The organism is Nocardiopsis sp. N85 (genome assembly GCF_028882275.1).
Taxonomy (GTDB): domain Bacteria; phylum Actinomycetota; class Actinomycetes; order Streptosporangiales; family Streptosporangiaceae; genus Nocardiopsis; species Nocardiopsis lambiniae.
On record NZ_JARBUT010000003.1, the window covers coordinates 302,810 to 326,371 of the forward strand.

At 71.8% G+C, this 23,562-nt stretch carries 24 protein-coding genes; 7 read left to right on the forward strand and 17 right to left on the reverse strand.

Annotated elements, in window-relative coordinates; translation table 11 throughout:
* Positions 1-21 precede the first annotated feature (21 nt).
* Positions 22-1,179, reverse strand: coding sequence for a 5-(carboxyamino)imidazole ribonucleotide synthase (locus PWG71_RS07110; protein WP_274808730.1), 1,158 nt, complete (start codon positions 1,177-1,179; stop codon positions 22-24).
* Positions 1,180-1,364: 185 nt separating this feature from the next.
* Here PWG71_RS07110 and PWG71_RS07115 point away from each other — a divergent pair, with 185 nt between their 5' ends.
* A complete protein-coding gene (locus PWG71_RS07115; protein WP_274808799.1) occupies positions 1,365-1,874 on the forward strand; it encodes a GtrA family protein in 510 nt (169 codons plus the stop codon).
* Positions 1,875-1,881: 7 nt separating this feature from the next.
* On the opposite strand, the gene PWG71_RS07120 is transcribed toward PWG71_RS07115, so the two are convergent.
* A complete protein-coding gene (locus tag PWG71_RS07120) occupies positions 1,882-2,931 on the reverse strand; it encodes a CPBP family intramembrane glutamic endopeptidase (RefSeq protein ID WP_274808731.1) in 1,050 nt (349 codons plus the stop codon).
* Positions 2,932-3,292: 361 nt separating this feature from the next.
* On the opposite strand from PWG71_RS07120, the gene PWG71_RS07125 reads away from it, so the two are divergent.
* Positions 3,293-4,426, forward strand: coding sequence for an Mrp/NBP35 family ATP-binding protein (locus PWG71_RS07125; RefSeq protein WP_274808732.1), 1,134 nt, complete (start codon positions 3,293-3,295; stop codon positions 4,424-4,426).
* A gap of 70 nt (positions 4,427-4,496) precedes the next feature.
* Here the strand turns inward: PWG71_RS07125 and PWG71_RS07130 are convergent, their stop codons facing one another.
* The 4 genes from PWG71_RS07130 to sigE form a co-directional block, all read right to left on the reverse strand.
* Positions 4,497-5,561 carry a S1C family serine protease gene (locus PWG71_RS07130; protein WP_274808733.1) on the reverse strand — a complete coding sequence of 355 codons (1,065 nt, stop codon included), beginning with the start codon at positions 5,559-5,561 and terminating at the stop codon, positions 4,497-4,499.
* 721 nt (positions 5,562-6,282) lie between these two features.
* Positions 6,283-7,332 (reverse strand): transcriptional regulator, encoded by a 1,050-nt coding sequence (locus tag PWG71_RS07135; RefSeq protein ID WP_274808734.1) that lies wholly within the window; start codon positions 7,330-7,332, stop codon positions 6,283-6,285.
* Complete coding sequence (locus PWG71_RS07140; protein WP_274808735.1) at positions 7,329-7,994, reverse strand: anti-sigma factor family protein; 666 nt, start codon at positions 7,992-7,994, stop codon at positions 7,329-7,331. Before PWG71_RS07140 ends, PWG71_RS07135 begins: the two co-directional genes overlap by 4 nt.
* Complete coding sequence (sigE, locus tag PWG71_RS07145; protein WP_274808736.1) at positions 7,991-8,581, reverse strand: RNA polymerase sigma factor SigE; 591 nt, start codon at positions 8,579-8,581, stop codon at positions 7,991-7,993. Before sigE ends, PWG71_RS07140 begins: the two co-directional genes overlap by 4 nt.
* A 372-nt stretch (positions 8,582-8,953) precedes the next feature.
* Here sigE and PWG71_RS07150 point away from each other — a divergent pair, with 372 nt between their 5' ends.
* Positions 8,954-9,496 (forward strand): O-methyltransferase, encoded by a 543-nt coding sequence (locus PWG71_RS07150; RefSeq protein WP_274808800.1) that lies wholly within the window; start codon positions 8,954-8,956, stop codon positions 9,494-9,496.
* Positions 9,497-9,693: 197 nt separating this feature from the next.
* On the opposite strand, the gene PWG71_RS07155 is transcribed toward PWG71_RS07150, so the two are convergent.
* The 7 genes from PWG71_RS07155 to PWG71_RS07185 form a co-directional block, all read right to left on the reverse strand.
* Positions 9,694-11,181: a leucyl aminopeptidase gene (locus PWG71_RS07155; RefSeq protein WP_274808737.1), complete on the reverse strand. Its 1,488-nt coding sequence runs from the start codon at positions 11,179-11,181 to the stop codon at positions 9,694-9,696.
* 94 nt (positions 11,182-11,275) lie between these two features.
* Positions 11,276-11,443 (reverse strand): DUF3117 domain-containing protein, encoded by a 168-nt coding sequence (locus tag PWG71_RS07160; protein WP_274808738.1) that lies wholly within the window; start codon positions 11,441-11,443, stop codon positions 11,276-11,278.
* A gap of 381 nt (positions 11,444-11,824) precedes the next feature.
* A complete protein-coding gene (locus tag PWG71_RS07165) occupies positions 11,825-12,436 on the reverse strand; it encodes a hypothetical protein (protein WP_274808739.1) in 612 nt (203 codons plus the stop codon).
* A 163-nt stretch (positions 12,437-12,599) separates the two neighbouring features.
* Positions 12,600-13,133 carry a hypothetical protein gene (locus PWG71_RS07170; RefSeq protein WP_274808740.1) on the reverse strand — a complete coding sequence of 178 codons (534 nt, stop codon included), beginning with the start codon at positions 13,131-13,133 and terminating at the stop codon, positions 12,600-12,602.
* 58 nt (positions 13,134-13,191) lie between these two features.
* Positions 13,192-13,992, reverse strand: coding sequence for an LOG family protein (locus PWG71_RS07175; RefSeq protein ID WP_274808741.1), 801 nt, complete (start codon positions 13,990-13,992; stop codon positions 13,192-13,194).
* Positions 13,993-14,093: 101 nt separating this feature from the next.
* Positions 14,094-15,158, reverse strand: a complete 1,065-nt coding sequence (gene dapE, locus PWG71_RS07180) for a succinyl-diaminopimelate desuccinylase (protein ID WP_274808801.1) — start codon at positions 15,156-15,158, stop codon at positions 14,094-14,096.
* A gap of 220 nt (positions 15,159-15,378) precedes the next feature.
* Positions 15,379-16,215, reverse strand: a complete 837-nt coding sequence (locus PWG71_RS07185) for a 2,3,4,5-tetrahydropyridine-2,6-dicarboxylate N-succinyltransferase (protein WP_274808742.1) — start codon at positions 16,213-16,215, stop codon at positions 15,379-15,381.
* A 126-nt stretch (positions 16,216-16,341) separates the two neighbouring features.
* Here PWG71_RS07185 and PWG71_RS07190 point away from each other — a divergent pair, with 126 nt between their 5' ends.
* Entirely contained in the window at positions 16,342-17,262 is a 921-nt protein-coding gene (locus tag PWG71_RS07190) for a hypothetical protein (protein WP_446724985.1), read from the forward strand.
* 66 nt (positions 17,263-17,328) lie between these two features.
* Here the strand turns inward: PWG71_RS07190 and dapC are convergent, their stop codons facing one another.
* Together dapC and fdxA are read right to left on the reverse strand one after the other, a co-directional pair.
* Positions 17,329-18,438: a succinyldiaminopimelate transaminase gene (gene dapC, locus PWG71_RS07195; RefSeq protein WP_274808744.1), complete on the reverse strand. Its 1,110-nt coding sequence runs from the start codon at positions 18,436-18,438 to the stop codon at positions 17,329-17,331.
* A gap of 148 nt (positions 18,439-18,586) precedes the next feature.
* Complete coding sequence (gene fdxA, locus PWG71_RS07200) at positions 18,587-18,907, reverse strand: ferredoxin (protein WP_274808745.1); 321 nt, start codon at positions 18,905-18,907, stop codon at positions 18,587-18,589.
* A 199-nt stretch (positions 18,908-19,106) separates the two neighbouring features.
* On the opposite strand from fdxA, the gene PWG71_RS07205 reads away from it, so the two are divergent.
* From PWG71_RS07205 to PWG71_RS07215, 3 genes are all read left to right on the forward strand, one after another.
* Positions 19,107-19,355: a putative acetyltransferase gene (locus tag PWG71_RS07205; RefSeq protein WP_274808802.1), complete on the forward strand. Its 249-nt coding sequence runs from the start codon at positions 19,107-19,109 to the stop codon at positions 19,353-19,355.
* A 251-nt stretch (positions 19,356-19,606) separates the two neighbouring features.
* Positions 19,607-20,962 (forward strand): hypothetical protein, encoded by a 1,356-nt coding sequence (locus PWG71_RS07210; protein WP_274808746.1) that lies wholly within the window; start codon positions 19,607-19,609, stop codon positions 20,960-20,962.
* 89 nt (positions 20,963-21,051) lie between these two features.
* Positions 21,052-22,089: a site-2 protease family protein gene (locus tag PWG71_RS07215; protein ID WP_274808747.1), complete on the forward strand. Its 1,038-nt coding sequence runs from the start codon at positions 21,052-21,054 to the stop codon at positions 22,087-22,089.
* Between the two features lie 50 nt (positions 22,090-22,139).
* Here PWG71_RS07215 and PWG71_RS07220 read toward each other — a convergent pair whose 3' ends face one another.
* Positions 22,140-22,658, reverse strand: a complete 519-nt coding sequence (locus PWG71_RS07220) for a hypothetical protein (RefSeq protein ID WP_274808748.1) — start codon at positions 22,656-22,658, stop codon at positions 22,140-22,142.
* Positions 22,655-23,521, reverse strand: coding sequence for an N-acetyl-1-D-myo-inositol-2-amino-2-deoxy-alpha-D-glucopyranoside deacetylase (mshB, locus tag PWG71_RS07225; RefSeq protein WP_274808803.1), 867 nt, complete (start codon positions 23,519-23,521; stop codon positions 22,655-22,657). Before mshB ends, PWG71_RS07220 begins: the two co-directional genes overlap by 4 nt.
* Between the last annotated feature and the right edge of the window lie 41 nt (positions 23,522-23,562).

The following is a 23,562-nucleotide window of genomic DNA, read 5'->3' on the forward strand; positions in this document are numbered from 1 at the left end:
TGCCCACCACGGGGTCCTTGCTCACTGGTCGTCTCCTCGGAGGTAGTCGGCGGCGTCGCGGGCCCGCGCCAGCAGGTCCCGATGGTCGTCGCCCGTCACGGTGACATGCCCGATCTTGCGGCCCGGACGCACGTCCTTGCCATAGAAGTGGATCTTGATCTCGGGATCGACCGCCATCACGTGCAGATAGCGGCGGTAGACCTCGGGGTCCTCGCCGCCCAGCAGGTTGGCCATGACGGTGTAGGGGGCGTTGGTGCGGGGCGACCCCAGGGGCAGATCCAGCACGGCCCGCAGGTGCTGCTCGAACTGGGAGGTGCGGGCGCCCTCGATGGTCCAGTGGCCGGAGTTGTGGGGACGCATCGCCAACTCGTTCACGACCACCCCGTCGGCGGTCTCGAACAGCTCCACCGCCAGCACGCCGGTGACGTCCAAGGCGTGCGCGATCTCGATGGCCAACTGCTGGGCGCGGGTCGCCTTCTCCTCCGACAGGCCGGGGGCCGGAGCGATGACCTCGTGGCAGATCCCGCCGCGCTGCACCGTCTCGACGACCGGGTAGACGGCGACCTGGCCGTGCGGGGACCGGGCCACCTGGACGGCGAGTTCGCGCTCGAAGGCGACCTTCTCCTCCACCAGCAGCGGAACGTCCTCGGCGGCGGCGCGCCCGACCACCGCGGCGGCCTCGGCGGCGTCGTCCACCACCCACACGCCCTTGCCGTCGTAGCCGCCACGGGCGGCCTTGAGGACGACCGGCCACCCGGTCTCCCGAGCGAAGGCGGTGACGTGCTCCGGGGCGGTGACGGCGCGCCAGCGGGGGGCGGGGGCGCCCAGTTCGGTGAGGCGGGTGCGCATGCGGAGCTTGTCCTGGGCGAAGCGCAGCGGGTCGCGGCCCGGACGCAGCAGGCCGCCGGCCTCCTCCACCGCGCGCAGCACCGGCTCGGGGACGTGCTCGTGATCGAAGGTCACCACGTCGTTGGCCTTGGCGAACGCCAGGACGTCCTCCAGTCCCCGGTCGTCCCCCAGGGTGACGTTCCCACAGACCAGGGCGGCGCTGTCGGTGGGGCCGACGGCCAGAACCCCGAAATCGACACCCAGGGCGATCGCGGCCTGGTGGGTCATGCGGGAGAGTTGTCCCCCTCCCACCATTCCCACTCGGGGGACGGTGCGGTTACGCTCGCTCACAGTTCCTCAACTCATCTGCTCGAACCGCGGTGACGGGACGGCTCCGCGCGCGACGAAGCCTGGCCGGACCGGCTCGGAACCCGCGGCCGGGGTTGCTCCTACCCCCGGTCAGAGTCTAGGGCGTGCCGGCGGATCCGCCCCGGGCCACCCCGTTCGCGCAGGTGATCCCCGACCCGGAGGCATCCGTGCGCACGTTCCTGACCCGACGCCCTCGGCTCGCCGAGCTGATCACCCAGTTGGGCAAGTTCGGTTCCGTCGGCGCCGTGGCCTACGCGGTGCAACTCGTCGCGACCAACCTGTTGTGGGGCGTGGTGGGGCTGGGGCCGTTGATGGGTCAGGTACTGGGCACGCTGCTGGCGATCGCCGTGGCGTTCGTCGGCAACCGGTTCTGGACGTTCGCCGACCGCGCGCGGACCGGGTTCGGGCGGGAGACGTCCCTGTTCCTGCTGATGAACGGGGTGGGTCTGCTCATCCAGTTGGGCTGTCAGTGGTTCTCGGTGTACGTGCTGGGACTGGACGGCCCGGTGGCGCAGAACATCGCGGGCAACGTGGTGGGCGTGGGGCTGGGCACGCTGTTCCGGTTCTTCTCCTACCGGACCTGGGTGTTCCCCGAACCGCCCGCCGCAGTGACGGTGGAGAGGACGGGCGAGGGCTCGGGAGCGGACGCCCCGCACGAGGATCCGACCGCCGTCTGATCCCCGGTCAGGCCGCGGAGACGGCGCGGATGCCGTCGCGGCGCGACGCACGTCGGACCAGGAGCACGTACATCCCGGTCTGGAGGAGGGTGAGCGCCAGGACCAGCGGGGTCCCGGTGCCCGGCGACAGTCCCGCGCCGAGGACGACGCCGGTGCCGATGGCGGCGATGCCCCCTTGGAGGACGCAGAGGGTGAACTGTGTCAGCGCGCTGACCACGTGCAGACCGATCGCCGCCTCCAGGCCGCCGGTGCGCCAGGTCAGCCAGGACAGGGCCAGTCCCAGGACGGTCAGGGCGGCGACGGTCCACGGTTCGCCGGGGTGGGTGGCGGCGTAGATCGCGGGGAACAGGGTCCCGCCGGCCAGGACGGCCGGCCAGGGCGAGCGCAGGACGCGGGCGACCGAACCCGATCCCCCGGGTTCGGTGGCGCGAGCGCCGAGCGCGCCCACCAACTGCATGACCAGCCCGCGCAGGGTGAGTTCCTCGGCGACCGACTGGAACGGCACCAGGAGCACGATGACGACCATGGCGGCGAGCAGGAGCCGACCGTCGCCGGTGGCCTCGGAGGAGACCGGGGCGAGTCCGAACCGGTCGGCCAGGAGGACGTAGGCCACCGTGCACAGGCCCACCGGGACGATCGCCAGGATGACGCAGCGCATCAGCCAGTGCGACCGGGTACGCCCCTCGACCGACATCAGCGATCCGGTGCGGCGCCACTGCACCACCCGGACGAGGAAGACGACGATGGGGATGAACAGGGCGCCCCAGAGCAGGCCGAAGGCGAGTCGCGCGACCTCGCCGACCCGCATGGACTCCGGGGCCAGTCCGCTGCCGCCGATCACCGCGACCAGGGTGACCGCGAGCGCCATCGCGACCCAGAGGAAGAACATCAGCACCCCGAGCACCACCAGGGTGGCCGGCGGGGTCCACCAGCCGTACCGCGAGGTCCGGCCGAGCCTGTGATAGGACTCACCCTTCGGCGTCCCTGCGGGGGCGAAGAGGTCGGTCCTGACCGGACGCGGGGGTGGCCATGCCCACACGCCGGGATCGGCGTTCACCGCGGGGTGCCCTCCCGGCGGGGTCAACCGCCCTCCCCCCGGCGGACCCGCCCAGGTCTGTTCCTGGGCATGGGAACGTGACGCCTGTCCCTCCGGGCCTTCCGGCGCGGCGGGCCAGGACGAACCCGGCGGTGGCGGCACATTTCCCATCGTGCGCTGAGGTTACTATCCGGGCATGTATCGCCTGCGTTAAGTCCGCGCCGTTATCGGACGATCACCGTGCGGATTCGGGCGGGTCGTCGTGGGATCGCGTACGGACACGGCATGGAATAGCGGGGTGAGCGCGCCTCGTTGGAATGAGAGGCCCGTTGTCCCGGACCGCGGACCGAGTACCCCGTCCCGCTGACCTACGATTGGGCACATGTCCTCCACACCAACCACCGATCAGGTGCACAAGGCCCTGGCCACGGTGCAAGACCCGGAGATCCGCCGTCCCATCACCGACCTCGGAATGGTCAAGAGCGTCGACATCGGCGACGACGGTTCCGTGCACGTCGGTGTCTACCTGACGGTGGCCGGCTGCCCCATGCGTGGCCGTATCGAGAAGGACGTGACCGAGGCGGTGACCAAGGTCGCCGGTGTCACGTCCGTGCGCGTCGAACTCGATGTGATGAGCGACGAACAGCGCAAGGAACTCCAGACCAAGCTGCGTGGAGGTCAGGCGGACAAGGAGATCCCCTTCGCCAAGCCGAACTCGCTCACCAAGGTCTTCGCCGTCGCGTCGGGCAAGGGCGGTGTCGGCAAGTCGTCGGTCACCGTGAACCTCGCCGCCGCCCTGGCCGCCCAAGGGCACAAGGTCGGTGTCGTCGACGCCGACATCTACGGGCACTCGGTGCCCCGCATGCTCGGCGCGTCGGACTTCCCGACCAAGGTCGAGGACATGATCATCCCGCCGACCGCGCACGACATCAAGGTCATCTCGGTCGGCATGTTCACCCAGGGCAACACCCCCGTGGTGTGGCGCGGGCCGATGCTGCACCGCGCGCTCCAGCAGTTCCTGTCGGACGTGTACTGGGGCGACCTGGACGTCCTGCTCATGGACCTGCCCCCGGGCACCGGTGACATCGCCATCTCGGTGGCGCAGCTGCTGCCGACCGCCGAGCTGCTGGTGGTGACCACCCCACAGCAGGCCGCGGCCGAGGTCGCCGAGCGCGCCGGCTCCATCACCGCCCAGACCCACCAGCGGGTGGCGGGCGTGATCGAGAACATGTCGTACTACGTGCACGGCGACGAGAAGATCCACCTCTTCGGCGAGGGCGGCGGGCAGACCGTCGCCGACGCCCTGGGGCGGACCCTGGGCACGGACATCCCGCTGCTGGGGCGGATTCCGCTGGACACCCGCCTGCGCGAGGGGGCCGACGAGGGCAAGCCCCTGGTGCTGACCGACCCCGACGCCGAGGCCTCCAAGGTCATCGAGTCGATCGCGGAGTCCCTGGTGGGTCGCCCGCGCGGCCTGGCCGGGATGCAGCTGGGGATCTCCCCGGCCCGCCGTTAGACACCGTTCCTCACGGAGGACGGCGAACGGCCCCCGAGCGCTCCGGCGCTCGGGGGCCGTTCCCCGTTCGTCAATCGGTGGAGTCGAGGGTCATGGTGGTGGTCTCGCGCTCGCCGTCGCGTTCGTAGTCGATCTCGACCTCGTCGCCGGGGGAACGGTCCCGGAGCATCGCCAGGAGTTCCTGGCCCGAGTTGACCGGGCGACCGTCGAAGACGATGATGACGTCCCCCGAACGCAGACCCGCCCCTTCGGCGGCGCCGCCGCGCTCGACCGCGCCCGGGCCGTCCGCGATGACCGCGCCCGCGACGGGGCTGTCGATGTCGATCTCGGCGCCGATGTCGGCGTAGGTGGCCTCGCCGTTCTCGATGAGCCGCTGCACCACGCGCTCGACCTCCAGGGAGGGGATGGCGAAGCCCAAGCCGATGTTGCCCGCGGTCTCGCCCGCGTACCCCATGGTCACGATCATCGAGTTGACGCCGATGACCCTGCCCTGGGTGTCGACGAGCGGGCCGCCCGAGTTGCCGGGGTTGATGGCGGCGTCGGTCTGGAGGGCGTAGAAACGACTGGCCTCGGGCCCGTCGCCGGAGCTCACCGGCCGGTTGACGGCGCTGATGATGCCCTGGGTGACCGTGCCCGAGTACCCCAGGGGGGCACCGATCGCGATGACCTCGTCACCCACGATGACCTGCTCGGAGTCGCCGAACTGCAACGGCTCGACGTCGATGGGGTCGGCCAGGGTGAGCACCGAGAGGTCGGAGCTGGGATCGGCGCCGACGACGGTGGCCTCCGAGAGGCTGCCGTCGCTGTACTCGACGAGGATGCCGTCCTGCTCCAGTTCGGTGGAGACGTGGTCGTTGGTGACGACGTAGTTCCCATCGATGACGAACCCGGAGCCGCCTCCCATGACGCGCCGGTCGGCGCTGCGGATGGACACCACGCTCGGGCTGACCCGCTGCGCGACGCCCGCGATGGTGTCGGGGTCGCGCTGGGGGGCCTCCGGCGGTGGCTCGTTCATGGTCGGGCCCTGGGGTTCGGGCACCGCCTCCTGAGCGCTGGAACCGGCGATGAGCCCACCGGCCAGACCGCCGGCCCCACCCGCGATGAGGGCGACGACCAGCATGCCGGTGAGCGCCATCCACGCGGGGATCCCGCGTTTGTTCCTCGGGGGGGCGGCACCCGCGGAGGTGTGGGCGGAGGTGCCCCCGAAGCCGCCGACGCCGGGGTCTCCGGGGGGCATCGGGGCCGCGGGGTCCCCCGGAGCGCCGAGAGGCTGCCGGCCGGTGGGGGCCGCGTAGGCGGGCCGTCCGGGGTGTCCGACGGGGTCATGGGGACCCGCGGGACCAGCGGAGCCGAAGGTGTTCTGCTGCCCGGCGGGAGCCGCGTGACCGCCGAGCCCACCGGCGGCCGCGCGTCCGGCCTGCCCCGTGGGGTCGCCGGGGCCACCGGGACCGGTGGGGGCCGACCGGCCCGTGGAGCCGCCGTGCACGGTGGGGTCGCCAAGGTTGCCGTGGCCAGTGGGGACATGGGGGCCCACGGGGCCGGAGGGGCCACCGGGAGCGTTGTGGCCGGTGGGAGCGCCGGGGTCGGCGGACGGCTGTCGACCGGTCGGAGGGTTGGTGCCGGGGAAGGCGGGGTCGGGGTGCATGGAATCTCCACTGCCGGGAGGCGAGGCGTGGGGGCGGTGAACGGGGAGGGGCCGGCCGGAGGTCGGATCGGGCGCGCCGAAGCCGGGGGGCGGCGTGCCACCCGGGGGGGCCGGCCACCCGGGTCCGCTCCCCTGTTCCGAACGGCCGTTTTCCTCAGTCAAGACCTGCTCCGTATATCGCTGTGGCTTTCGGTCGACACCCGAAGGGGATCTACAGGAACCCCAACCGGGACATGCCGCGCTGCACCCTGGACCAGAAGCCGGAGTCCTCCGGTCCCGGCAGTGCGGTCACCGCCGAGGAGGTGAGGTCCGCGGGGGCATCGGCCAGCACCGTGTAGACGAACCCGTCCGCCTGCCACAGGGCGTGGTACCGACCGCCGTCGAAGATCGTGTCATGTTGTGGTGTGACGCCCGTTCCCCCCGTTCCGGTTCCGACCGATCCGTTCCGGAACGCGAACGGGTGCCCCTCCTCCAGCTTCCCACGCTGGGAGAAGACCGACACCTGGGACATGCCATCCGAATACACCGCGTGCACGACCTTGTGACCGGCGTGGACGGTGCCCCGGGCGTCGACCAGGCTCAGGTTCCAGGTGAGGTGCTCGGGCAGCTCCCACCCCTCCTCGCGCAGTTCCTCGCGCTCGGTCGGGCTGAGGACATCGCCCCACGGGGAGTCCGTGACGGCCTCCTCCGGCCAGTGCCCGTCGTCGCCGGGTTCGAGGTCGGTCAGCCGGAACCCGAACACGGCCCGGCCGGTCTCCTCGTACACCGAGCCGCCCACCAGGATCCCGGTGTCGACGTCCACCCAGAAGCGTCCGGCGACGGTGCCGTTGGCCCGGGCCGCCTCCACCGTGTGGGTCGGCCGGCCGTCCAGGTCGGTGATCCCGGCGTCGCCGACCGCGTAGACCCGCTCCAGGGTGGAGAGCAGGCGCTCGTCGAGTTCCTTGAACGGGCTGTCGCGCACGATGAAGGGGCGTCCGCCCTCCCCCATCGGAACGAGGGCGACACCGTCCCCGGGACGGTTGACCAGCCGGGTGGGCTCCGTGCCCCGCCCCGACTCCCCGGTCATCTCCCGGACGGCCGTGTAGGCCACGGTCCCCGCCGCCTCGGCCGAGCGGCGCAGCACCGGCATGCCGTCATCGGACCCCACCGCGGGCGTCTCGTCGGCGCCCGGGTGCGCGGACCCGGTCAACAACAGGCACAGGAGGGCCAAGGCCGCGACGGCGGTCGGGAACGGGTGCGCGGAGGGTTCCTCCGCGCTCACCGTGTCGGAAGGTCCGGCCCGGACCCGGACGGGGCCGCCGCCGGGTCGGCGGGTGTGTCCACGACCGGGATGACCCGGCTGGTCACCGCGTGCTCCACCGCGAAGTCGGACAGGCGCGGCTCCACCACGGGGGCGTCACCGGGCTCACCGCCGGCGACGAAGGCGCCGCCCAGCAGGACCGTGGCCACCGCGAACCCCGCGACGGCGTACCGGCCGCCGGGGAGCGTGGGGAGCAGGTGGGAGAACCGGTCGCCGCGGCGGCGGGCGGACCGCTCCGGGGCGACCACGGTCTCCTCGGTCATCATCGGGACCGGCGACCCGGCCGGGCCCTCCCCGGGAAAGCCGCCGAGGGGGCGGGAGGAGCCCAGAGGCGGGCGGGCTCCGAAGCCCGCGCCTCCGGGCGGCGGCTCAGAAGGGCCCCGGGGGGCACCGCCTCCGGGACCGTCGGCCCGGGACAGACCCACGAGCCGGCCCATGAAGTCCAGGTCGGGTTCGGGTTCGCCCAGACCGTGCAGCCGACGCTTGAGCCGGCGCATCATGTCGGCCTCGAACCGGCAGCTCTCACATTTGGCCAGATGGATGAGGGCGCTCTCGTGCTCGGCGGGTCCCAGTTCCCCGTCGATGAGCGCGGAGAGTCGTTCTCCCAGGTGTTCTCTGTTCACTCCGCCTCCCCGTTGTTCTCCGCGGCGGCCAGGGACCGTCGGTGTTCCAGGGCTCGGCGCAGTTGGGCGCGACCCCGGTGGATGCGGCTGCGCACGGTGCCGAGTTTGACGCCGAGCGTCGCGGCGATCTCCTCGTAGGAGAGCCCCTCGATGTCGCACAGGACGACGGGGGCTCGGAACTCGGCGGGCAGCGCGTCCAGCGCGGACTGGACGTCGGCGTCGAAGTGTCGATCGTCGTAGCGCTGGGCGGGGGAGGGCTCACGGCCCTCCAGACGTTCGTCGGCGTTCTCGGCCAGGCCCTCGAAGCGGATGCGGGCCTTGCGCCGGGCCATGTCGAGGAAGAGATTGGTGGTGATGCGGTGCAGCCAACCCTCGAAGGTGCCGGGGGTGTAGTTGGCCAGGGAGCGGAACACCCGGATGAAGACCTCCTGGGTGAGGTCCTCGGCGTCGTGTTTGTTACCGGTCAGGCGATAGGCCAATCGGTACACCCGGGGGGAATGGGTGCGCACGACCTCGTCCCAGCTCGGCGGTTCCCATGCCTCGAACTCCGCGGCAGGGCCGGATTCCGACACCGCTTCTCCCTTCATCCCGTCGATTCGCCGCACCGCTCTCGGGGGGAGTTCTGCTTCGTGGCGATCAACGTACGTTCCTCCCGGTTCAACGCCGGCGGACGCCGATTAAGTTCCCGCCGTCACGCTCGGAGTCGCCACCGGATCGCGTTAGGCTTTCCCCGGGCCGGTGACCCGATCGCGATCATCTTTCCACGGTGGGTGACGATCCGCCGGTCGGGCGCTCCGGCCCAGTGTCAGGACAGACCACGGCAGCGGGAGGCCGTCATCACCGGTGTGGAAGAGACAGCGGCCCGGCTCACCTGGGTCCGCGCGGAACAGGTGCGATTCGAGCAGGAGGCCCTCCGGGACGACGCGCTCGCCGACGCCTACGACGCGGCGACGGGCTCCATGGCCCCGCCGGTGGACCCGGCGGCGGGCGCGGCGCTGCGGTTCCTGGCCGCCTCGATCGGCGCCCGGTCGGTGGTGGAGATCGGCACCGGGTACGGCGCCTCGGGGTTGTGGCTGTTGCGCGGCATGGCCCGCGACGGGATCCTCACCACGATGGACTCCGACGCGGTCCACCTGGACCACGCCCGCGCGGTGTTCTCCCGCGCGGGCTTCGGCGCGGGGCGGGCCCGACTGATCCGCGGCACGGCGGCGGAGGTGCTGCCCCGGCTCACCGACGGGGGTTACGACCTGGTGTTCGTCGACGCCGAGCCGCGTTCGTACCCGGCGTTCCTCGACGAGGCGCTGCGCCTGTTGCGGCCGGGCGGGATGGTCGTGCTGCACGGTGTCCTGACCGGTCCTAGCGGACCCGACGGCCCGCTGCGCGCCCCGGACCCGGCCGAGACCGCGGTCCGCGAGGTCATCCAGGGCATCCGCGAGGACGAGGGGTTCATCCCGCTGCTGCTGCCGATCGGCGAGGGCCTGCTGACCGCCATCCGTCCCTGACCCGGGCGAGGGCGCCCCTCGGCCACGGTGACACTACCGATCTCGGCCATCGGCTCCAGGAACCGTGCTCGCAGACGGGCCGGTTCCCGCTTGGTGAACGACATGGTGGTCGCGACCTCCCCAAGGTAAGGGTGTCGCGACCACCACTGGAACCCGAGCCTTCGGCGGTGGGCCCTTCGTCGTGCGCGGGGCCGGGGTCAGGCGTCGGCGAGCCAGCGCAGCAGCGTCCGGGTGGCGAAGGCGGTCCCGCCCTTGGTGAGGATGCCGCTCTCCTTCGTGGAGCGGCCCGGTCCGGCGATGTCCAGGTGGGCCCAGGGCAGGTCGCCGGTGAAGGCGCGCAGGAACAGGGCGGCGTCGGTGGCCCCGGCCGGCCCGAACTCCTTACGGGTGCCGATGTTGGCCAGGTCGGCGACGCGGGACCCCGTGGTCTCGACGTACTCCTCGGTGAGGGGCATCCGCCACAGCGGTTCGCCGGCCGCGGCACCGGCCGCCAGGAGGTCCTCGGCGAGGGCGTCGTCGGTGCTGTACAGCGCACCGATGCCGGTGCCCAGGGCGACCTTGGCGGCGCCGGTGAGCGTGGCGACGTCCACCAGGACGTCGGCGTCGAGTTCGGCGACGGCGTATCCGAGGGCGTCGGCCAGGACGAGGCGGCCCTCGGCGTCGGTGTTGAGCACCTCGACGGTCGTACCGGAGTAGGTGGTGAGGACGTCGCCGATCCGGGTGGCGTCACCGGAGAAGGCGTTCTCGGCCAGGGCGAGCAGGCCGGTGACCCGGACCGGGGCGGACACGGCCGCCAGCGCGGACAGCACGCCCAGGACGATCGCCGAACCGCTCATGTCGGTCTTCATGAGCGCCATGTTGTCGGTGGGCTTGAGCGAGAGGCCGCCGGTGTCGAAGGTGATGCCCTTGCCCACCAGCACGATGTGCGAGGTCGGGTTCTCGGGGGTGTAGGAGACCTGCACCAGGCGCGGGGGCCGGGAGGAGCCCTGGCCGACGGCCAGGATGGCGCCGAAGCCCTCGTTCTCCAGGTCCTTCTCGTCCCAGACCTTGACGGCGAGCCCGGACCGGGCGGCGACCTCGCGGGCGCGCTCGGCCATCCAGGACGGGTCCTTGGTGAGCGAGGGGGTGTTGATGAGGTCCCGGGCCAGAGCGGTGGCCTCGGCCAGGACCGTGCCCCGGGTGAGGGCGTCGGCCGGGGCCGCGCCGACGACGTCGACCACGGGGGCGGGCCGCTGGTCGGCGGCCGGCTCGGTGGTCTTCATCGTGAAGGTGTAGGAGGCCAGGAGGACGCCCTCGGCGAAGGCCGTGGCGGCGTCGTCGCCGGCGATGTCCGCGGGCCAGGCGAACGCGACGCGCTCGCGGCCCCGAGCGGCCCGGGACAGGGCGGCGCCGGCCTTCCGGAGGTCGTCGGGAGAACCCGAACCGACCCCCAGAAGGGCCAGCCTGACCAGACCCTGTTCCCGGGACACCGGGAACCAGACCGCCTCACCGGCCTTGCCGGTGAGCGAGTAATGCGTGAACAGATCGGTGAGCGGGGCCGGGAGGGCCCGGTTCAGGCCGCTCGCCGCGACCCCCTCGACCACCGCCGGCCCGTCGTCCCCCGTCCGCACGGGGAGGACCAGGAGGTCCGCGGTGGTCTCGTCGAGGGTCCCGGTGATGGGGTTGATCTCCGTGGCGAAGGGCACAGATCGCTCACAATCGTTCACTCGTTGGGAGGTGTGACCACCTCGGGGGTGTCGGGGCTCATCCGGCCCGGGGTGGGGGACGGTGGTGCCGGTGTCAGCCGACGACGCCCTGGAGCGCTTCCCGAAGCTCGGTGGCCTCGGCCGGGGTCAACTCGACGACCAGGCGTCCGCCGCCTTCGAGCGGAACCCGCATGATGATGCCGCGACCCTCCTTGGTGACCTCCAACGGGCCGTCACTGGTCCTCGGCTTCATTGCCGCCATGCCATTCCCCTTTCTCGTGTTCCTCGCGGGTGGCCGGGCCACAGCACCGACGCCGATCCGTTGGGGCAGTCTCGGCCTCGAAACCGTGGGCCGGTTCCGTGCGACTCGCGCCCGTGTGACTTAAGGGGCGTGAATCACGCTTAGACCATTATCTCGGAGGTTCGCCCCCGTGTGTGCGACGTACCACGGCGCCCGAGGTCGCCTCGCACACCAGCCGACGAGGAATCGTCGGTCAGTAAGGTTATATCGGTACCGGCCGAAACTCCGTGGAGAGCACGGGAGACCGAACGTTCTCCTCCCCCTCTCCGGGCGCTCGAACCCCGGACGCTCCTCTCTTCCCGATAACGCTCCGCGGCCCGGCGACGATGCCCACCTGCGGCGTCACGCCCTGCCGGTGTCGACGAACAGCCCGGTGGAGGTCATCCGCGTGCCCTCCCGGGTGACGGAGGACCATTCCGCCTTCAGACCGGTGTCGCCGTCGGGCCACACGATCAGCTCGGCCTCGTCGACACAGCGTTCCTCGGGATCGGCGGTCTCGGTGTAGGTGTAGACCCGGCGGTCGTTGTCGGCCGCCGTCAGCCGGAGCGTCCCCGAGCAGGTGAAGGTCGTCCAGGCGGTGCTGCCCTGTTCGGCGCCCTCTTCGATCCGGACCTCGGCGTGCCAGTCGGCGACGTGGCCGCCATCGGTGTCGACCTGGGTCATCTCGCCCGCCCACGATCCGACGAAGGCCTCGGCCGGAACGGTGGTGTCCGACGCCTTCTCCGTGTCGTCGCCGATCAGCACCCACGCGGCGGCGGTGCCGCCCGCGATGAGCAGGACGGCCGCCGTACCGACGAGCAGTCCGGTGAGCTGACGGCGACGGCGGGCACTGCCCTGGACGGAGCGGGGCGGCGGCCACAGGGACAGCTGCTGCACGGGGACGGCGGAGGTCGCCGGGGCGGCCGCGCCGCCCCGGTCCTCGGCTCCCGACTCCAGTTCGGCTGCTGCGTCCATCCTCGACATCCTCACAACGAATGCGCCCGCCCCAGGGGTGGAGCGGGGGTACGCGAGTACAGCGACCGAGGATAGAGCACACGAACGCGGCGGATCCTCACGAGAAGGACGCCGTCGGTGTGATGCACGACATACCGATGACGCACCGGGGCGGAGCCCGGGGTCAGGACGCGGATGCGCCCTCGGAGGGGAGGTCCGTCGGTCGGGTGCCGCCCTCGGCGGATCCTCCCGAGGCGGGCGGTCGGGCCGCGACACCGACCTCGTCGCCCGTCCCGTCGATACCGTCCTCGCCGTCACCCTCGTCCTCGGTGTCGTTCCACTCCGCCTCGGGCGCGTAGGCGTCACCGGGCAGGTGCGAACCAGGGGTGGGCCCGGTCCCCTCGGGAACGTAGGACGGGTCCAGGCGCGACAGCCGCCACTCCAGGTCCTCGATACGCGCCTCGCGTTCGCGCAGGGTGGCGGTGAGCCGCAGCAGCAACTCGTCCACGGCGCGCACGTGATAGCCCCACATGGCCAGGGGCAGCAGCAGACGGCCCAGTTCGGTCGCCTTCACCGGGCGTTCCTCGGGCAGATCCAGCGGGGGGTAGTCGGCCTCGAACCGGGCGAGCCTGCCGCCCTTGCCGAGCACGACGTAGACGACGCCGACGAGCACGGCCAGGGCGGCCGCGGCGACCAGGACCAGAATGAGATAAGGCACGGCTCCGATCGTGCCATACCCGGCCGCCCTGCGAGAGCGCGGGCGGCCGGGCACGAGGTCACTGCTCGGGACCGGCCGACTCGGCGCGCTCCCTCTCTTCCTGCTCCCTCGCGATGTCGATGTGCGCCTTCTTGATGGTCTCCACGACCTCGGCCGGGTCGTCGACCACCCGCACCAGGTCCATGTCGTGCGGCTTGATCAGCTCGTTCTCCAGCAGGCTCTCGCGGACCCACCGCTGCATCCCGGCCCAGAACTCCGAGCCGACCAGCACGACCGGGAACCGGGTCACCTTGTTGGTCTGCACGAGCGTGGCCGCCTCGAACAGCTCGTCCAGGGTGCCGAACCCGCCCGGCAGCACCACGAACGCCTGCGAGTACTTGACGAACATGGTCTTGCGCACGAAGAAGTAGCGGAACGTCATCCCCATGTCGATGTAGGGGTTGAGGCTCTGCTCGAAGGGCAGCTCGATGCCCAGCCCGACGGACAGTCCGCCCGCCTCCTTGGCGCCCTTGTTGACGGCTTCCATCATCCCGGGGCCGCCCCCGGTGATGGTGGCGTAACCGGCCTCCGCCAGTTTCGCGCCCACCTCGACGCCCAGTTCGTAGTAACGGGTGCCGGGTTTGATGCGCGCCGACCCGAACACGCTCACCGCCGAGGGCAGCTCGGAGAGGAGGCCGAAGCCCTCGACGAACTCCGATTGGATGCGCAGCACCCGCCACGGATCGGTGTGGACCCAGTCGGTGGGGCCGCGCCGGTCCAACAGGCGCTGGTCGGTGGTGGTCCCCGGGATCGACTCGCCCCGGTAGGTGAGCGGACCGGCGTTCCTCACCTGCTCTTTCCCATGTGCTTCTTCCGTCATGAGAGAAAGTTATCCGTGTGGAGCCGTCTCACACCTGAATCCGACGTGGACCGGCGGTGGCCGTGAACGACCATTTCCGGATCCGGTCCGATCACCGCAGGTCAGCGGGCCCCGGTGAGCCAGGCGATCATGCGCTCCTCCGCCTCGCGGATGCGGGGGATCTCGGCGTGCTCGTCGCGGGTGTGGGCGAGCGTCGGGTCGCCGGGACCGTAGTTGACGGCGGGGACGCCCAGCTCGGAGAAGCGCGACACGTCGGTCCACCCCAGCTTGGCCCGGGCCCTCCCCTCCCCCACGGCCTCGACGAACGCGGCGGCCGAGGGGTCGTCCAGACCCGGGCGGGCGGGGGCCGCGGCGTCGACCGGGCGCACCTCGAACCCTTCGAAGACCTCACGCAGGTGGGCCTCCGCGTCGGCGACCGACAGGTCGGGGGCGAACCGGTAGTTGACCTTGACGACGCACTCGTCGGGGATCACGTTGCCGGCCACGCCGCCCTCGATGAACACGGCGTTCAGGCCCTCGTGGAAGCGCAGCCCCTCCACCACCGGTTCGCGCGGGGTGTAGGCGCGCAGGACGTCCAGGATCGCCCCGGCGCCGTGGATGGCGTTGACGCCCATCCACGAGCGGGCGCTGTGGGCGCGCTCGCCCCTGGCGACCACCTCGACGCGCATGGTGCCCTGGCAGCCGCCCTCGATGACGCCGTCGGTGGGCTCCATGAGGATGGCGAAATCTCCGGTGAGCCACTCGGGGTGGTCGCGGGCCAGGCGCAGCAGGCCGTTGCGCTCGGCGTCGACCTCCTCGTTGTCGTAGAAGACGTAGGTGACGTCGTGTACGGGGGCGTGGACCAGGGCGGCCAGCTTGAGCTGGACGGCGACGCCGGCCTTCATGTCGGAGGTGCCGCAACCGTAGAGGCGATCGCCGTTCACGTACGAGGGGACGTTGTCGACGATGGGCACGGTGTCGATGTGCCCGGCGATGACGACGCGACGGGCGCGGCCCAGGTGGGTGCGGGCGACGATCGCGTCACCGTCACGCGTGACGGTGAGGTGGGGCAGGGCCGACAGCGCGTGTTCGATCCCGTCGGCGAGGACCTTCTCGGTGCCGCTCTCCGAGCGGATGTCCACGAGGGCCGCGGTGAGGTCCGCGACGTCCGAGGTCAGGTCGAGCATGAGGGCGTCCCCGTCTTCCATGGGTCGGGCGTGGTGTGGAGATGCGCACGGCACCGACCGGGGCGCGCACCGCCGCACACCACCCTAGGGCGTGTTCGACGGATCGTTCCGCCTCGCGAGCGCCGAACCGAACGAAGGCGTCCGCCGGACACGCCCTGGCCCGAACGCGACGGGGCGCCCTCCCGCGCGGAAGGGCGCCCCGGAGCGGACGGGCCGCGGATCAGGCGTTGACGCCGTGCTCGCGGAGCAGGTCGTTGAGGGCGAGCTTGTCGTGCTCCTGGCCCTCGGCGAGCCGCTTGAGGACGAGCAGCACCGGCATGCCGAAGTCGCCGCCGGGGAAGCTCTTGACCCGGTTGGCGGTGACGCACACCGACCACGCCGGGGCCTCGCCGCGCGCGAGCTCCTCGCCGGTCTCCGCGTCGAACACCCGCGTGGAGGACGTGAGGATGGTGCCCGCGCCGAGCTTGGCGCCGGTGCGCACCCGGGCGCCCTCGACGACCATGCTGCGGGAGCCGAGGAACGCGTCGTCCTCGATGATCACCGGGGAGGCCTGCGGCGGTTCCAGCACTCCTCCGACGCCCACGCCACCGGACAGGTGGACGTTCTTGCCGATCTGCGCGCAGGAGCCGACGGTGGCCCAGGTGTCGACCATGGTGCCGGAGTCGACGTAGGCGCCGATGTTGGTGAAGGACGGCATGAGCACGACGCCGGGGGCCAGGAAGGAGCCCCAGCGGGCGATGGCGCCCGGGACGACGCGGACACCCTCGAAACGGCTCTTCAGCGGCATGCGGTCATGGTGGTAGAAGTCGCCGACCTGTGACTTCTTCATGTCCAGGACCTTGAAGCCGAGCAGGATGGAGCGCTTGGCGCGCTCGTCGACCACGACCTCGTCGGTGGCGGGGTCGACGAAGGCCACCCGGGCCTTGCCCTCGTCGATGCGGTCGATGGCGCCGGTGATGATCTCGCGCGCCTCGGTGTGACCCGGGGTGAGTTCGGAGCGCCGCTCCCAGAGTTCGTCGATCCGGTCGGGCAGCGGGCTGGAGTAGGAGCTGGTCATGTCCTTCACGTTAATGGTTCCGCGCCGATCTCCCGGACCCGGCCACCCCGGATCCTTCCGGCGCGTCGGCGACCGTCCGCGTCCGGCACGACGTTGACTACAATGCGCCCGAAGCTCCGCACGGCCATGCCTCTCCGGTATGGCGCCTCCCACCGTTCCCTAACCGATGGTCGTCCGTTGCCAAAGCGTCGTAGATTCTCAGCCTTCGTCAAGATCCTCTTCGCGTTGTTCCTCGTGTGCGGTGTCCTCGTCGCCGGGGGCTACTACGTGCTGACCACGGTGGAGCCGCTGAAGACCGAACCCGAGCCCGAGACGAAGTGCCGCCTGGACCTGTCCGACGGGAAGTACTCCATGGAGCTCGCACAGGCGGTGAGCGCGACGACCGTCGGCGGTGTGGCCTTCAACCTGGACCTGCCGCCGGAGGCCGTGACCGTGGCCTACGCCACGGTGTGGCAGGAGACGGCGTTCCACAACCTGGAGTACGGCGACCGGGACTCCCTGGGGCTGTTCCAGCAGCGCCCGTCGCAGGAGTGGGGCGAACCCGAGGAGATCCTCGACCCCGTCTACGCGAGCCGCGCCTTCTACGAGGCGCTGGTGGAGGTCGAGGGGTGGCGGGACAAGCCCGTGTTCGAGGCCGCCCAGGCGGTCCAGCGCAGTGCCGACGGTTACGCCTACGACCAGCACGAGAACCTGTCACAGCGAATGAACGAGGTCTTCACCGGGACCCGGGGTCCCGGGCTGACCTGCTGGTACGACCGGGAGACCCTGGCCTCGCTCACCGCCGGTGAGCCCGACACGGACGGCGCCGAGCAGGAGATGACGCGGGTGTTCGGGGTCGAACCGTCGGAGTTGACCACCACGGAGGACCCGCGCACCGGCGACCTGGGGTGGGCGATGGCCCTGTGGGCGGTCGCCCACTCCGAGGAGTACGGGCTGACCTCGGTCTCCTACGAGGGCCGGACGTGGCGGGCCTCGGACGGCATCGAGGACGGCGCGGAGTGGACGACCGCCGACTCCGACACCGGGGGTCTGCTCGTCCTGGGCTGAGCCCGGGATCGTGCGGGGGCCCGTGCCGTGCCGCCGGGGGCCGGCGGCACGGCGCGGGCGGTGCGCTCAGGCGGCCAGGCGGGCGACCGCCGCCTCGATCCGTTCGTCGGTGGCGGTGAAGGCCACCCGCACGTTGCCGCCGCCGGTCGGCCCATAGAACTCCCCCGGGGCGACGAGGACGCCGCGTGCGGCCAGGTGCTCCACCGCGCCCCAGGCGTCGTGGTCGGGGTGGGAGACCCACAGGTACAGGCCGGCCTCGGAGTGCTCGATCCGCCATCCGGCGTCGGTGAGGGCGGCGCGCAGGCGGTCCCGGCGGGCGCGGTAGCGCTCCTTCTGCTCGGCGGCGTGCGCGTCGTCGTCCAGGGCGGCGCCCATGGCGGCCTGGACCGGGGCGGGCACGATCATGCCCGCGTGCCTGCGCACCGCGAGCAGCTCCTGGACGAGGGCGGTGTCGCCGGCGACGAACGCGGCCCGGTAGCCGGCCAGGTTGGAGCGCTTGGACAGGGAGTGCACCGCGAGCAGCCCCTCATGGGAGCCGTCGCACACGTCCGGGTGCAGGATCGACACCGGCTCGGCCCCCTCCCAGCCCAGGTCGAGGTAGCACTCGTCGGAGGCGACGATCGCGCCGCGCTCACGGGCCCAGGCGACGACCTTGCGCAGGTGCGGGACGCCCAGGACCCGGCCGGTCGGGTTGCTCGGTGAGTTCACCCACAGCAGCCGCACCGGGGCGGGGCCCAGGGCGGTCAGGCCGTCGGAGGCCACCGGGACGGCCCCGGCGACGCGGGCACCGATGTCGTAGGTGGGGTAGGCGAGTTCGGGGTGGACCACGGTGTCGCCCGGCCCCAGGCCGAGCAGGGTGGGCAGCCAGGCCACGAGTTCCTTGGAACCGACGGTGGGCAGGACGCCCTCCTCCGGGACGCTCACCCCGTGACGGCGCTCCAGCCAGCCCCTGATCGAGGCACGCAGGGTGGGGTTTCCCCAGGTCAGCGGGTAACCCGGGCTGTCGGCCGCGTCGGCCAGGGCGGCGCGCAGGGTCGCGGGGACCGGGTCCACGGGGGTTCCGACGGACAGGTCGACGATGCCGCCGGGGTGATCCGCGGCGATCTTCTTGTACGGGGTCAGCCGATCCCACGGGAAGGTGGGGAGCCGATCCGTCACGGGCCGCCGCGGGGTCATGGTGTCTCCATCGGGTCGTCGGGAAGGGGACCGCGCACGATCGCGCCGACCCCCCGGGGCCGGGGGATCGGCGCGATCGGTGTGCGATGGCACGTCGGAGCGCCCTCTGCGCCACGGAGGCGCGCCGGTGCGCGATCGCGAGGGGTCGCTACTCCGCCTGCGGCGGCAGCTTCGCGATGAGCGGGTGGTCCCGGTCGATCTTGCCGACCTTGGAGGCGCCGCCGGGAGAGCCCAGGTCGTCGAAGAAGTCGACGTTGGCCTTGTAGAAGTCCGACCACTGCTCCGGGAGGTCGTCCTCGTAGTAGATGGCCTCCACCGGGCAGACGGGCTCGCACGCACCGCAGTCAACGCACTCGTCCGGGTGGATATACAGGCTGCGCTCGCCCTCGTAGATGCAGTCCACGGGGCACTCGTCGATGCACGCCTTGTCCATCACATCAACACAGGGCTGCGCGATGACGTAGGTCACGTCGTACTCCTTGATCTCACCCCCGCGTTCCCACGGGGGAGGCGGGGACCTCACAGAGAGGCGAACCGGGTCCGGCGTGCGGGCGCCGATGACCCTGCTCCCGGCCTCTGTAACGATTGGCACAGATGTCGTACTCCTAGTATGGCGGCGAAGAGAAGTCCGCGCACAATCGGGGGGCGCGTTGCACATGGCAGGACGTATGGCGGGCCGTCTGGTCCATCGGATCACCCGGGAGGACATCGGCGGCCGGGTCTCCATCCGAATCCACCTCCCCGAAGGGGGTTTCACCGATATCGTCGGAGTGCTGGAGTCATGGGACGAAGGCGTTCTCGCCGTGCGTCGCCGCGACGGGCGGGAGGCTCGGGTGACGGAGTCGTCCATCGTCGCCAGTCGTGTCGTCCCCGACGTTCCCCCGCGTCGGGGCGGGGCCCCGCCACGGCCCCTCTGACGACCGCGCGGCGGACACCGTGCCGCACGCTGCGCGTTCACGGTGTGCGCCGAGTGCACGGACGTGCACATCACGTCCGTGACGCAGGCATTCTTCCGCTCCACCGGGGTAGGACAGGCTCAGTCCCGACGGCCGACCCCTGCCGCCGAGGAGCACGCAGCACCGCGAAGTACCGCGCCCCCGACGGCACCCCCCGTACGGATCCGCGGGCGCCAGGAGCCACGGGGATATCGGGGAGGTCGGCGCCGTCCATGGGTGAAGCAGTAGCGTCCGCGCTGGCCGAACTGGCCCGACGCGACGGACGGTCGGCGGAGATGGCCCGTCAGGCCCTGGACACCTTGGCGCCCGGCAACGACCTGGAGGGCCTCAACCAGCACGCCGTCCAGCGGTTCTGCTGGTTCGAGCTGCCGGCCCGCTTCTCCCAGGGCGACCGGTCGACCGCGCTGCGCGCGCTGGGCGACCTGTTCTCGCTGCTCCAGCTGTACCGGTACGCGCAGATCTGCTCGGCTCCGGCGACCACGCACCTGCTGTCGGTCCACGAGAAGGACCACAACGCCGGGCTGGCGATGTACGAGCGCCTCATGTGGGAGTCCGGGGTGGAGCCGCCGGACCTGCCCGAACTGACCTGGGGCACCGTGGTCGGCGACGCCGAGATCCAGGCGCGGCAGGAGACCGCCTCCGCGTTGGAGCTGGCGATCTCCCTCGGCGACGTGCGGCCGGGCAAACACGGTTGGCGACACGCCCAGGAACGGTTCACCCGGTCCTTCCTCACCCGCCCCGACGACCGCGGGCTGAGCCACCTGGACCGGATCCGCGAGGAGCGGGTACGGGCCTGGCTGTCCTCACCCGCCCACCCGCACCGCCGGCACCTGTTGCCGCTGGTGGGGCGGATCATCGCGGGCGCCGACGTGCCGCGCACGGCCGACGCCGCCATGGCGCCGTTGCAGCGGCTGCTGGACCTGGCGGAGGACGGGATCGCGCTCACCCAGATCGGCTACATCTCACCCGTGGTGGTGAGGGCGATGTGCGAGGACTTCGGGTGGCACACCTCCCCCGAGCCGCCGCGCAGCGAGACCGACGCCACCCAGCTCATCGCCCTGCACCAGATGATGCGGGGGATGCGGGCGGTGCGCCGCGCCGGCCGTCGGCTGGTGCTGACCCGGCGGGGACGGCAGCTGCGGGAGGACCCCGAGGAGATGTGGCGGGCGGCCACCGAGACGTTGTGCCGCACCGGCGGGCTGGAGCAGGCCGCCGCCGAGACGCTGCTGGGCATGCTGTTGTCGCGCACCCCGCAGGGCAGCGGTTCGCACTCCCGGCGCGGAGAGTCCGACATGATCACGGCCGAGCGGCTGCTCACCGACTCCGGGTGGGCGCCGCCCGAACCGCAGGGGCCGGCGGGGCGGCACGCCGCCGCCCACCGACGCACCGCCGAGGCCGCCTCCGACCAGGTGCGGGCGATGGTGATGGCGGTGAGCTGGCTGCTGGACGCGCTGGGTCTGCTCACCGAGGACGACGGCGGCGGGCACCGCGAACTGACCGGAGCGGGACGGGCGTTCGCGCTGGCCTGCCTGCACAAGTCGGCGGTGGCGCCGCGGGCGGTCGTGTGACCCGCCGCTGAGCGGCACCCGCTGCGGAGCGGCCCCCGACAGGGCCTAACCTGGAGCGCGGAGAACCCCGCGCGACCAGCAGGAGAACCATGCCCACGCCCGACCCGTCCCAGAAGGCGGAGACGACCGACGCTTCCGGCCCCCCGTCGGAGGAGATCACCGCCGACCCGTGGGAGCGGATGCCCGAGGACGCCCTCAACCGTCCCGAGTCGGCGCGGCGCGGTCCCGGCACCGGGGCGGTCGTGCCCGACGCGCCCGCCGGCAAGGGCGGACGGGTCGAGAAGGTCGGTGACACGGGTTCGGAGCCGACCGGGGACGACGAGCGGACCCCGAGCCCGCTGGACTTCCTGCCGAGTCCGCTGTTCGTGCTGCTGCTGGGGCTCACCGGGTTCGCCGGATGGGCGTCGTGGCGGGCCGTGGAGCTGGACTGGGCCGCCGAGGGCACCTCGGTCACCCCGCTGATCCCGCCGCTGTTCATCCTGCTGGGCTGGCTCGTCTCGACAGCGGTCCACGAGTTCGCGCACGCGCTCGCCGCCCATCTGGCCGGGGACCGCTCACAGCGCGGCGGCGCCTACCTGCGGCTGAACCCGTTCGCCTACCGGCACGCCTTCGCCGGGACGGTCCTTCCGGTGCTCTACCTGGGCTTCGGCGCCTTCGGCATGAACGGGCCCCCCGTCTTCGTGGACTGGGACCGGCTCACCCGCGGTCGGCGCGTCCTGGTCGCGCTCGCCGGCCCGCTGGCGAACCTGGTGCTGTTCGCCGCCCTGGCCGCCACCGTGTCGATCCTGGTCCCGGTGGGCAACGACACGACGAACTGGGCGATCTCCGCGCTGGCGTTCCTGGCCTTCCTCAACCTGACCTCGGCGCTGATCAACCTGCTGCCGATCCCGGGGCTGGACGGCTTCGAGGTGCTCGCCCCGTGGGTGGGCGCCCGGCCATGGGTGTCCACCGCCCGGGTGAACGCCCTGTTCGGTTCGGTGCTGGTGTTCGCGATCCTGTGGTTCCCGGCCCTCAACCAACGGCTGGTGGACCTGGTCTACTCGCTGCTCGCACTGGTCCTGCCGAACCCGGTCTTCTCGGGGATCGTGTTCTACGGCGAGCTGCTGCTCCGGTTCTGGAACGGCTGAACCGACGAGAGCGACGCGAAGGGCCCCGCGGGGCCCTTCGCGTTGCGGCGTCACCTGGTGTCGGGGACCCGGGGCAGACCGGCCAGGAAGGGGTTCCTTCCGTCGAGACCACGGGCCACCGCCACACCCAGCACCGCCATGGAGCCGAGGAGGAAGGCGGAGTGGAGGAGGTGGGCGGTCAGCAGGCGGTCGCCGCCGGGCATGTACGAGGCGACCAGGAGGAGCGCGGCGACGAAGCCGAGGGCGAAGGCGACCGCGGAGGAGAAGCGGCGGGCACCCCAGGCGCACAGGCGGCACAGGGTGTACACGGCCGCCAGGAGCACCAGCAGGCCCGCCACGCCCAGGACCTGCGGGAGGATCCCCGCCTCCCAGTAGCGGGTCAGCCATCCGACCGTGACCACCGACAGCAGACCGGTGACGAGGCCCGCCGCCCCGAGGACCACCGCCGTGACGACGGTGAGCACCGAGGACAGCGGTCCGTCCCCGTCGTCGTGGGGCGCGTCGATCTCCGGCACCGGCATCGGGTCCGGTCGGGACGAGAAGCGGCCCGGACCCTTCGCGGTGCTCACAGGCCCTCGAAGAGGTCGGTCTCGAACGTGCCGGCGGCACGGCGCCGCGTGGGTCCGATGAGCAGGGTGAAGTGCTCGATCGCGGCGATCTCCTGGGCGATGTCGTTGGACAGGGCGAAGCGTTCGCCGTCCACCGTGATCTGGGTGGCGTGGGCGCGCATCGCCAGGGTCTTGGCGGCCCACTGGTCGGTGGCGTCGATCCGGGTGGTGACGAGTTCGTCCGGGGTGCCCCGGGCGATGTCGGACACCGCTCGCGGCGGGGTGAACGGGCCCGCCCCCTCGTTCAGGCGGGCGATGGACGCCTCGATGACCGAGACCGGCTGGGCGATCGCGTAGAGCTTGCGTACCTGCCAGGGGGTGCCCGGCATCGTCCGCTCCCCCGCCTTCACGCAGGCGCGCCGAGTGATCCGGTGGGCCTGGACGTGGTCGGGGTGACCGTACCCGCCGTGCTCGTCGTAGGTCACCACGACGTGCGGGCGGACCTCGCGGACGATCTCGGCGAGCAGCCGCGCGGCCTCTTCGGGGTCGGCCCCCCAGAACGCCTTCGGGTGGTCGTTGGAGGGAGCGCCCATCATGCCCGAGTCGCGGTAGTGCCCGGCGCCGCCGAGGAACCGGTGGTCGCGCACGCCCAGGGCGACGCAGGCCTTGTCCAGTTCGCCGATCCGGTGATCGCCGAGGGTGTCGTCGCGGTCGGCGGTCAGGTGCGCGAGGTCGTCGGGAATGACCTCGCCCTCCTCACCGAGGGTGCAGGTCACCAGGGTGACGTCCGCCCCTTCGACCGCGTACTTCGCCAGAGTGGCCCCCGTGACGATGCTCTCGTCGTCGGGGTGCGCGTGCACCATCATCAATCGTCTGTCGGTCACCACGTGGTGAACAATACCGGCCACATGCCCTTTCTCCCCCC

What these genes read in the sequence shown, in the direction of transcription:
- PWG71_RS07125 (WP_274808732.1), top strand. Translation starts at nt 3,293, where the DNA reads ATGTCCTCCACACCAACCACCGATCAGGTGCACAAGGCCCTGGCCACG.
- PWG71_RS07130 (WP_274808733.1), bottom strand. Translation starts at nt 5,561, where the DNA reads ATGGCGCTCACCGGCATGCTGGTCGTCGCCCTCATCGCGGGTGGGGCC.
- sigE (WP_274808736.1), bottom strand. Translation starts at nt 8,581, where the DNA reads ATGAAGGGAGAAGCGGTGTCGGAATCCGGCCCTGCCGCGGAGTTCGAG.
- PWG71_RS07150 (WP_274808800.1), top strand. Translation starts at nt 8,954, where the DNA reads ATGGCCCCGCCGGTGGACCCGGCGGCGGGCGCGGCGCTGCGGTTCCTG.
- PWG71_RS07160 (WP_274808738.1), bottom strand. Translation starts at nt 11,443, where the DNA reads ATGGCGGCAATGAAGCCGAGGACCAGTGACGGCCCGTTGGAGGTCACC.
- PWG71_RS07165 (WP_274808739.1), bottom strand. Translation starts at nt 12,436, where the DNA reads ATGGACGCAGCAGCCGAACTGGAGTCGGGAGCCGAGGACCGGGGCGGC.
- PWG71_RS07175 (WP_274808741.1), bottom strand. Translation starts at nt 13,992, where the DNA reads ATGACGGAAGAAGCACATGGGAAAGAGCAGGTGAGGAACGCCGGTCCG.
- dapE (WP_274808801.1), bottom strand. Translation starts at nt 15,158, where the DNA reads ATGCTCGACCTGACCTCGGACGTCGCGGACCTCACCGCGGCCCTCGTG.
- PWG71_RS07185 (WP_274808742.1), bottom strand. Translation starts at nt 16,215, where the DNA reads ATGACCAGCTCCTACTCCAGCCCGCTGCCCGACCGGATCGACGAACTC.
- PWG71_RS07190 (WP_446724985.1), top strand. Translation starts at nt 16,342, where the DNA reads ATGCCTCTCCGGTATGGCGCCTCCCACCGTTCCCTAACCGATGGTCGT.
- dapC (WP_274808744.1), bottom strand. Translation starts at nt 18,438, where the DNA reads ATGACCCCGCGGCGGCCCGTGACGGATCGGCTCCCCACCTTCCCGTGG.
- PWG71_RS07205 (WP_274808802.1), top strand. Translation starts at nt 19,107, where the DNA reads ATGGCGGGCCGTCTGGTCCATCGGATCACCCGGGAGGACATCGGCGGC.
- PWG71_RS07210 (WP_274808746.1), top strand. Translation starts at nt 19,607, where the DNA reads ATGGGTGAAGCAGTAGCGTCCGCGCTGGCCGAACTGGCCCGACGCGAC.
- PWG71_RS07215 (WP_274808747.1), top strand. Translation starts at nt 21,052, where the DNA reads ATGCCCACGCCCGACCCGTCCCAGAAGGCGGAGACGACCGACGCTTCC.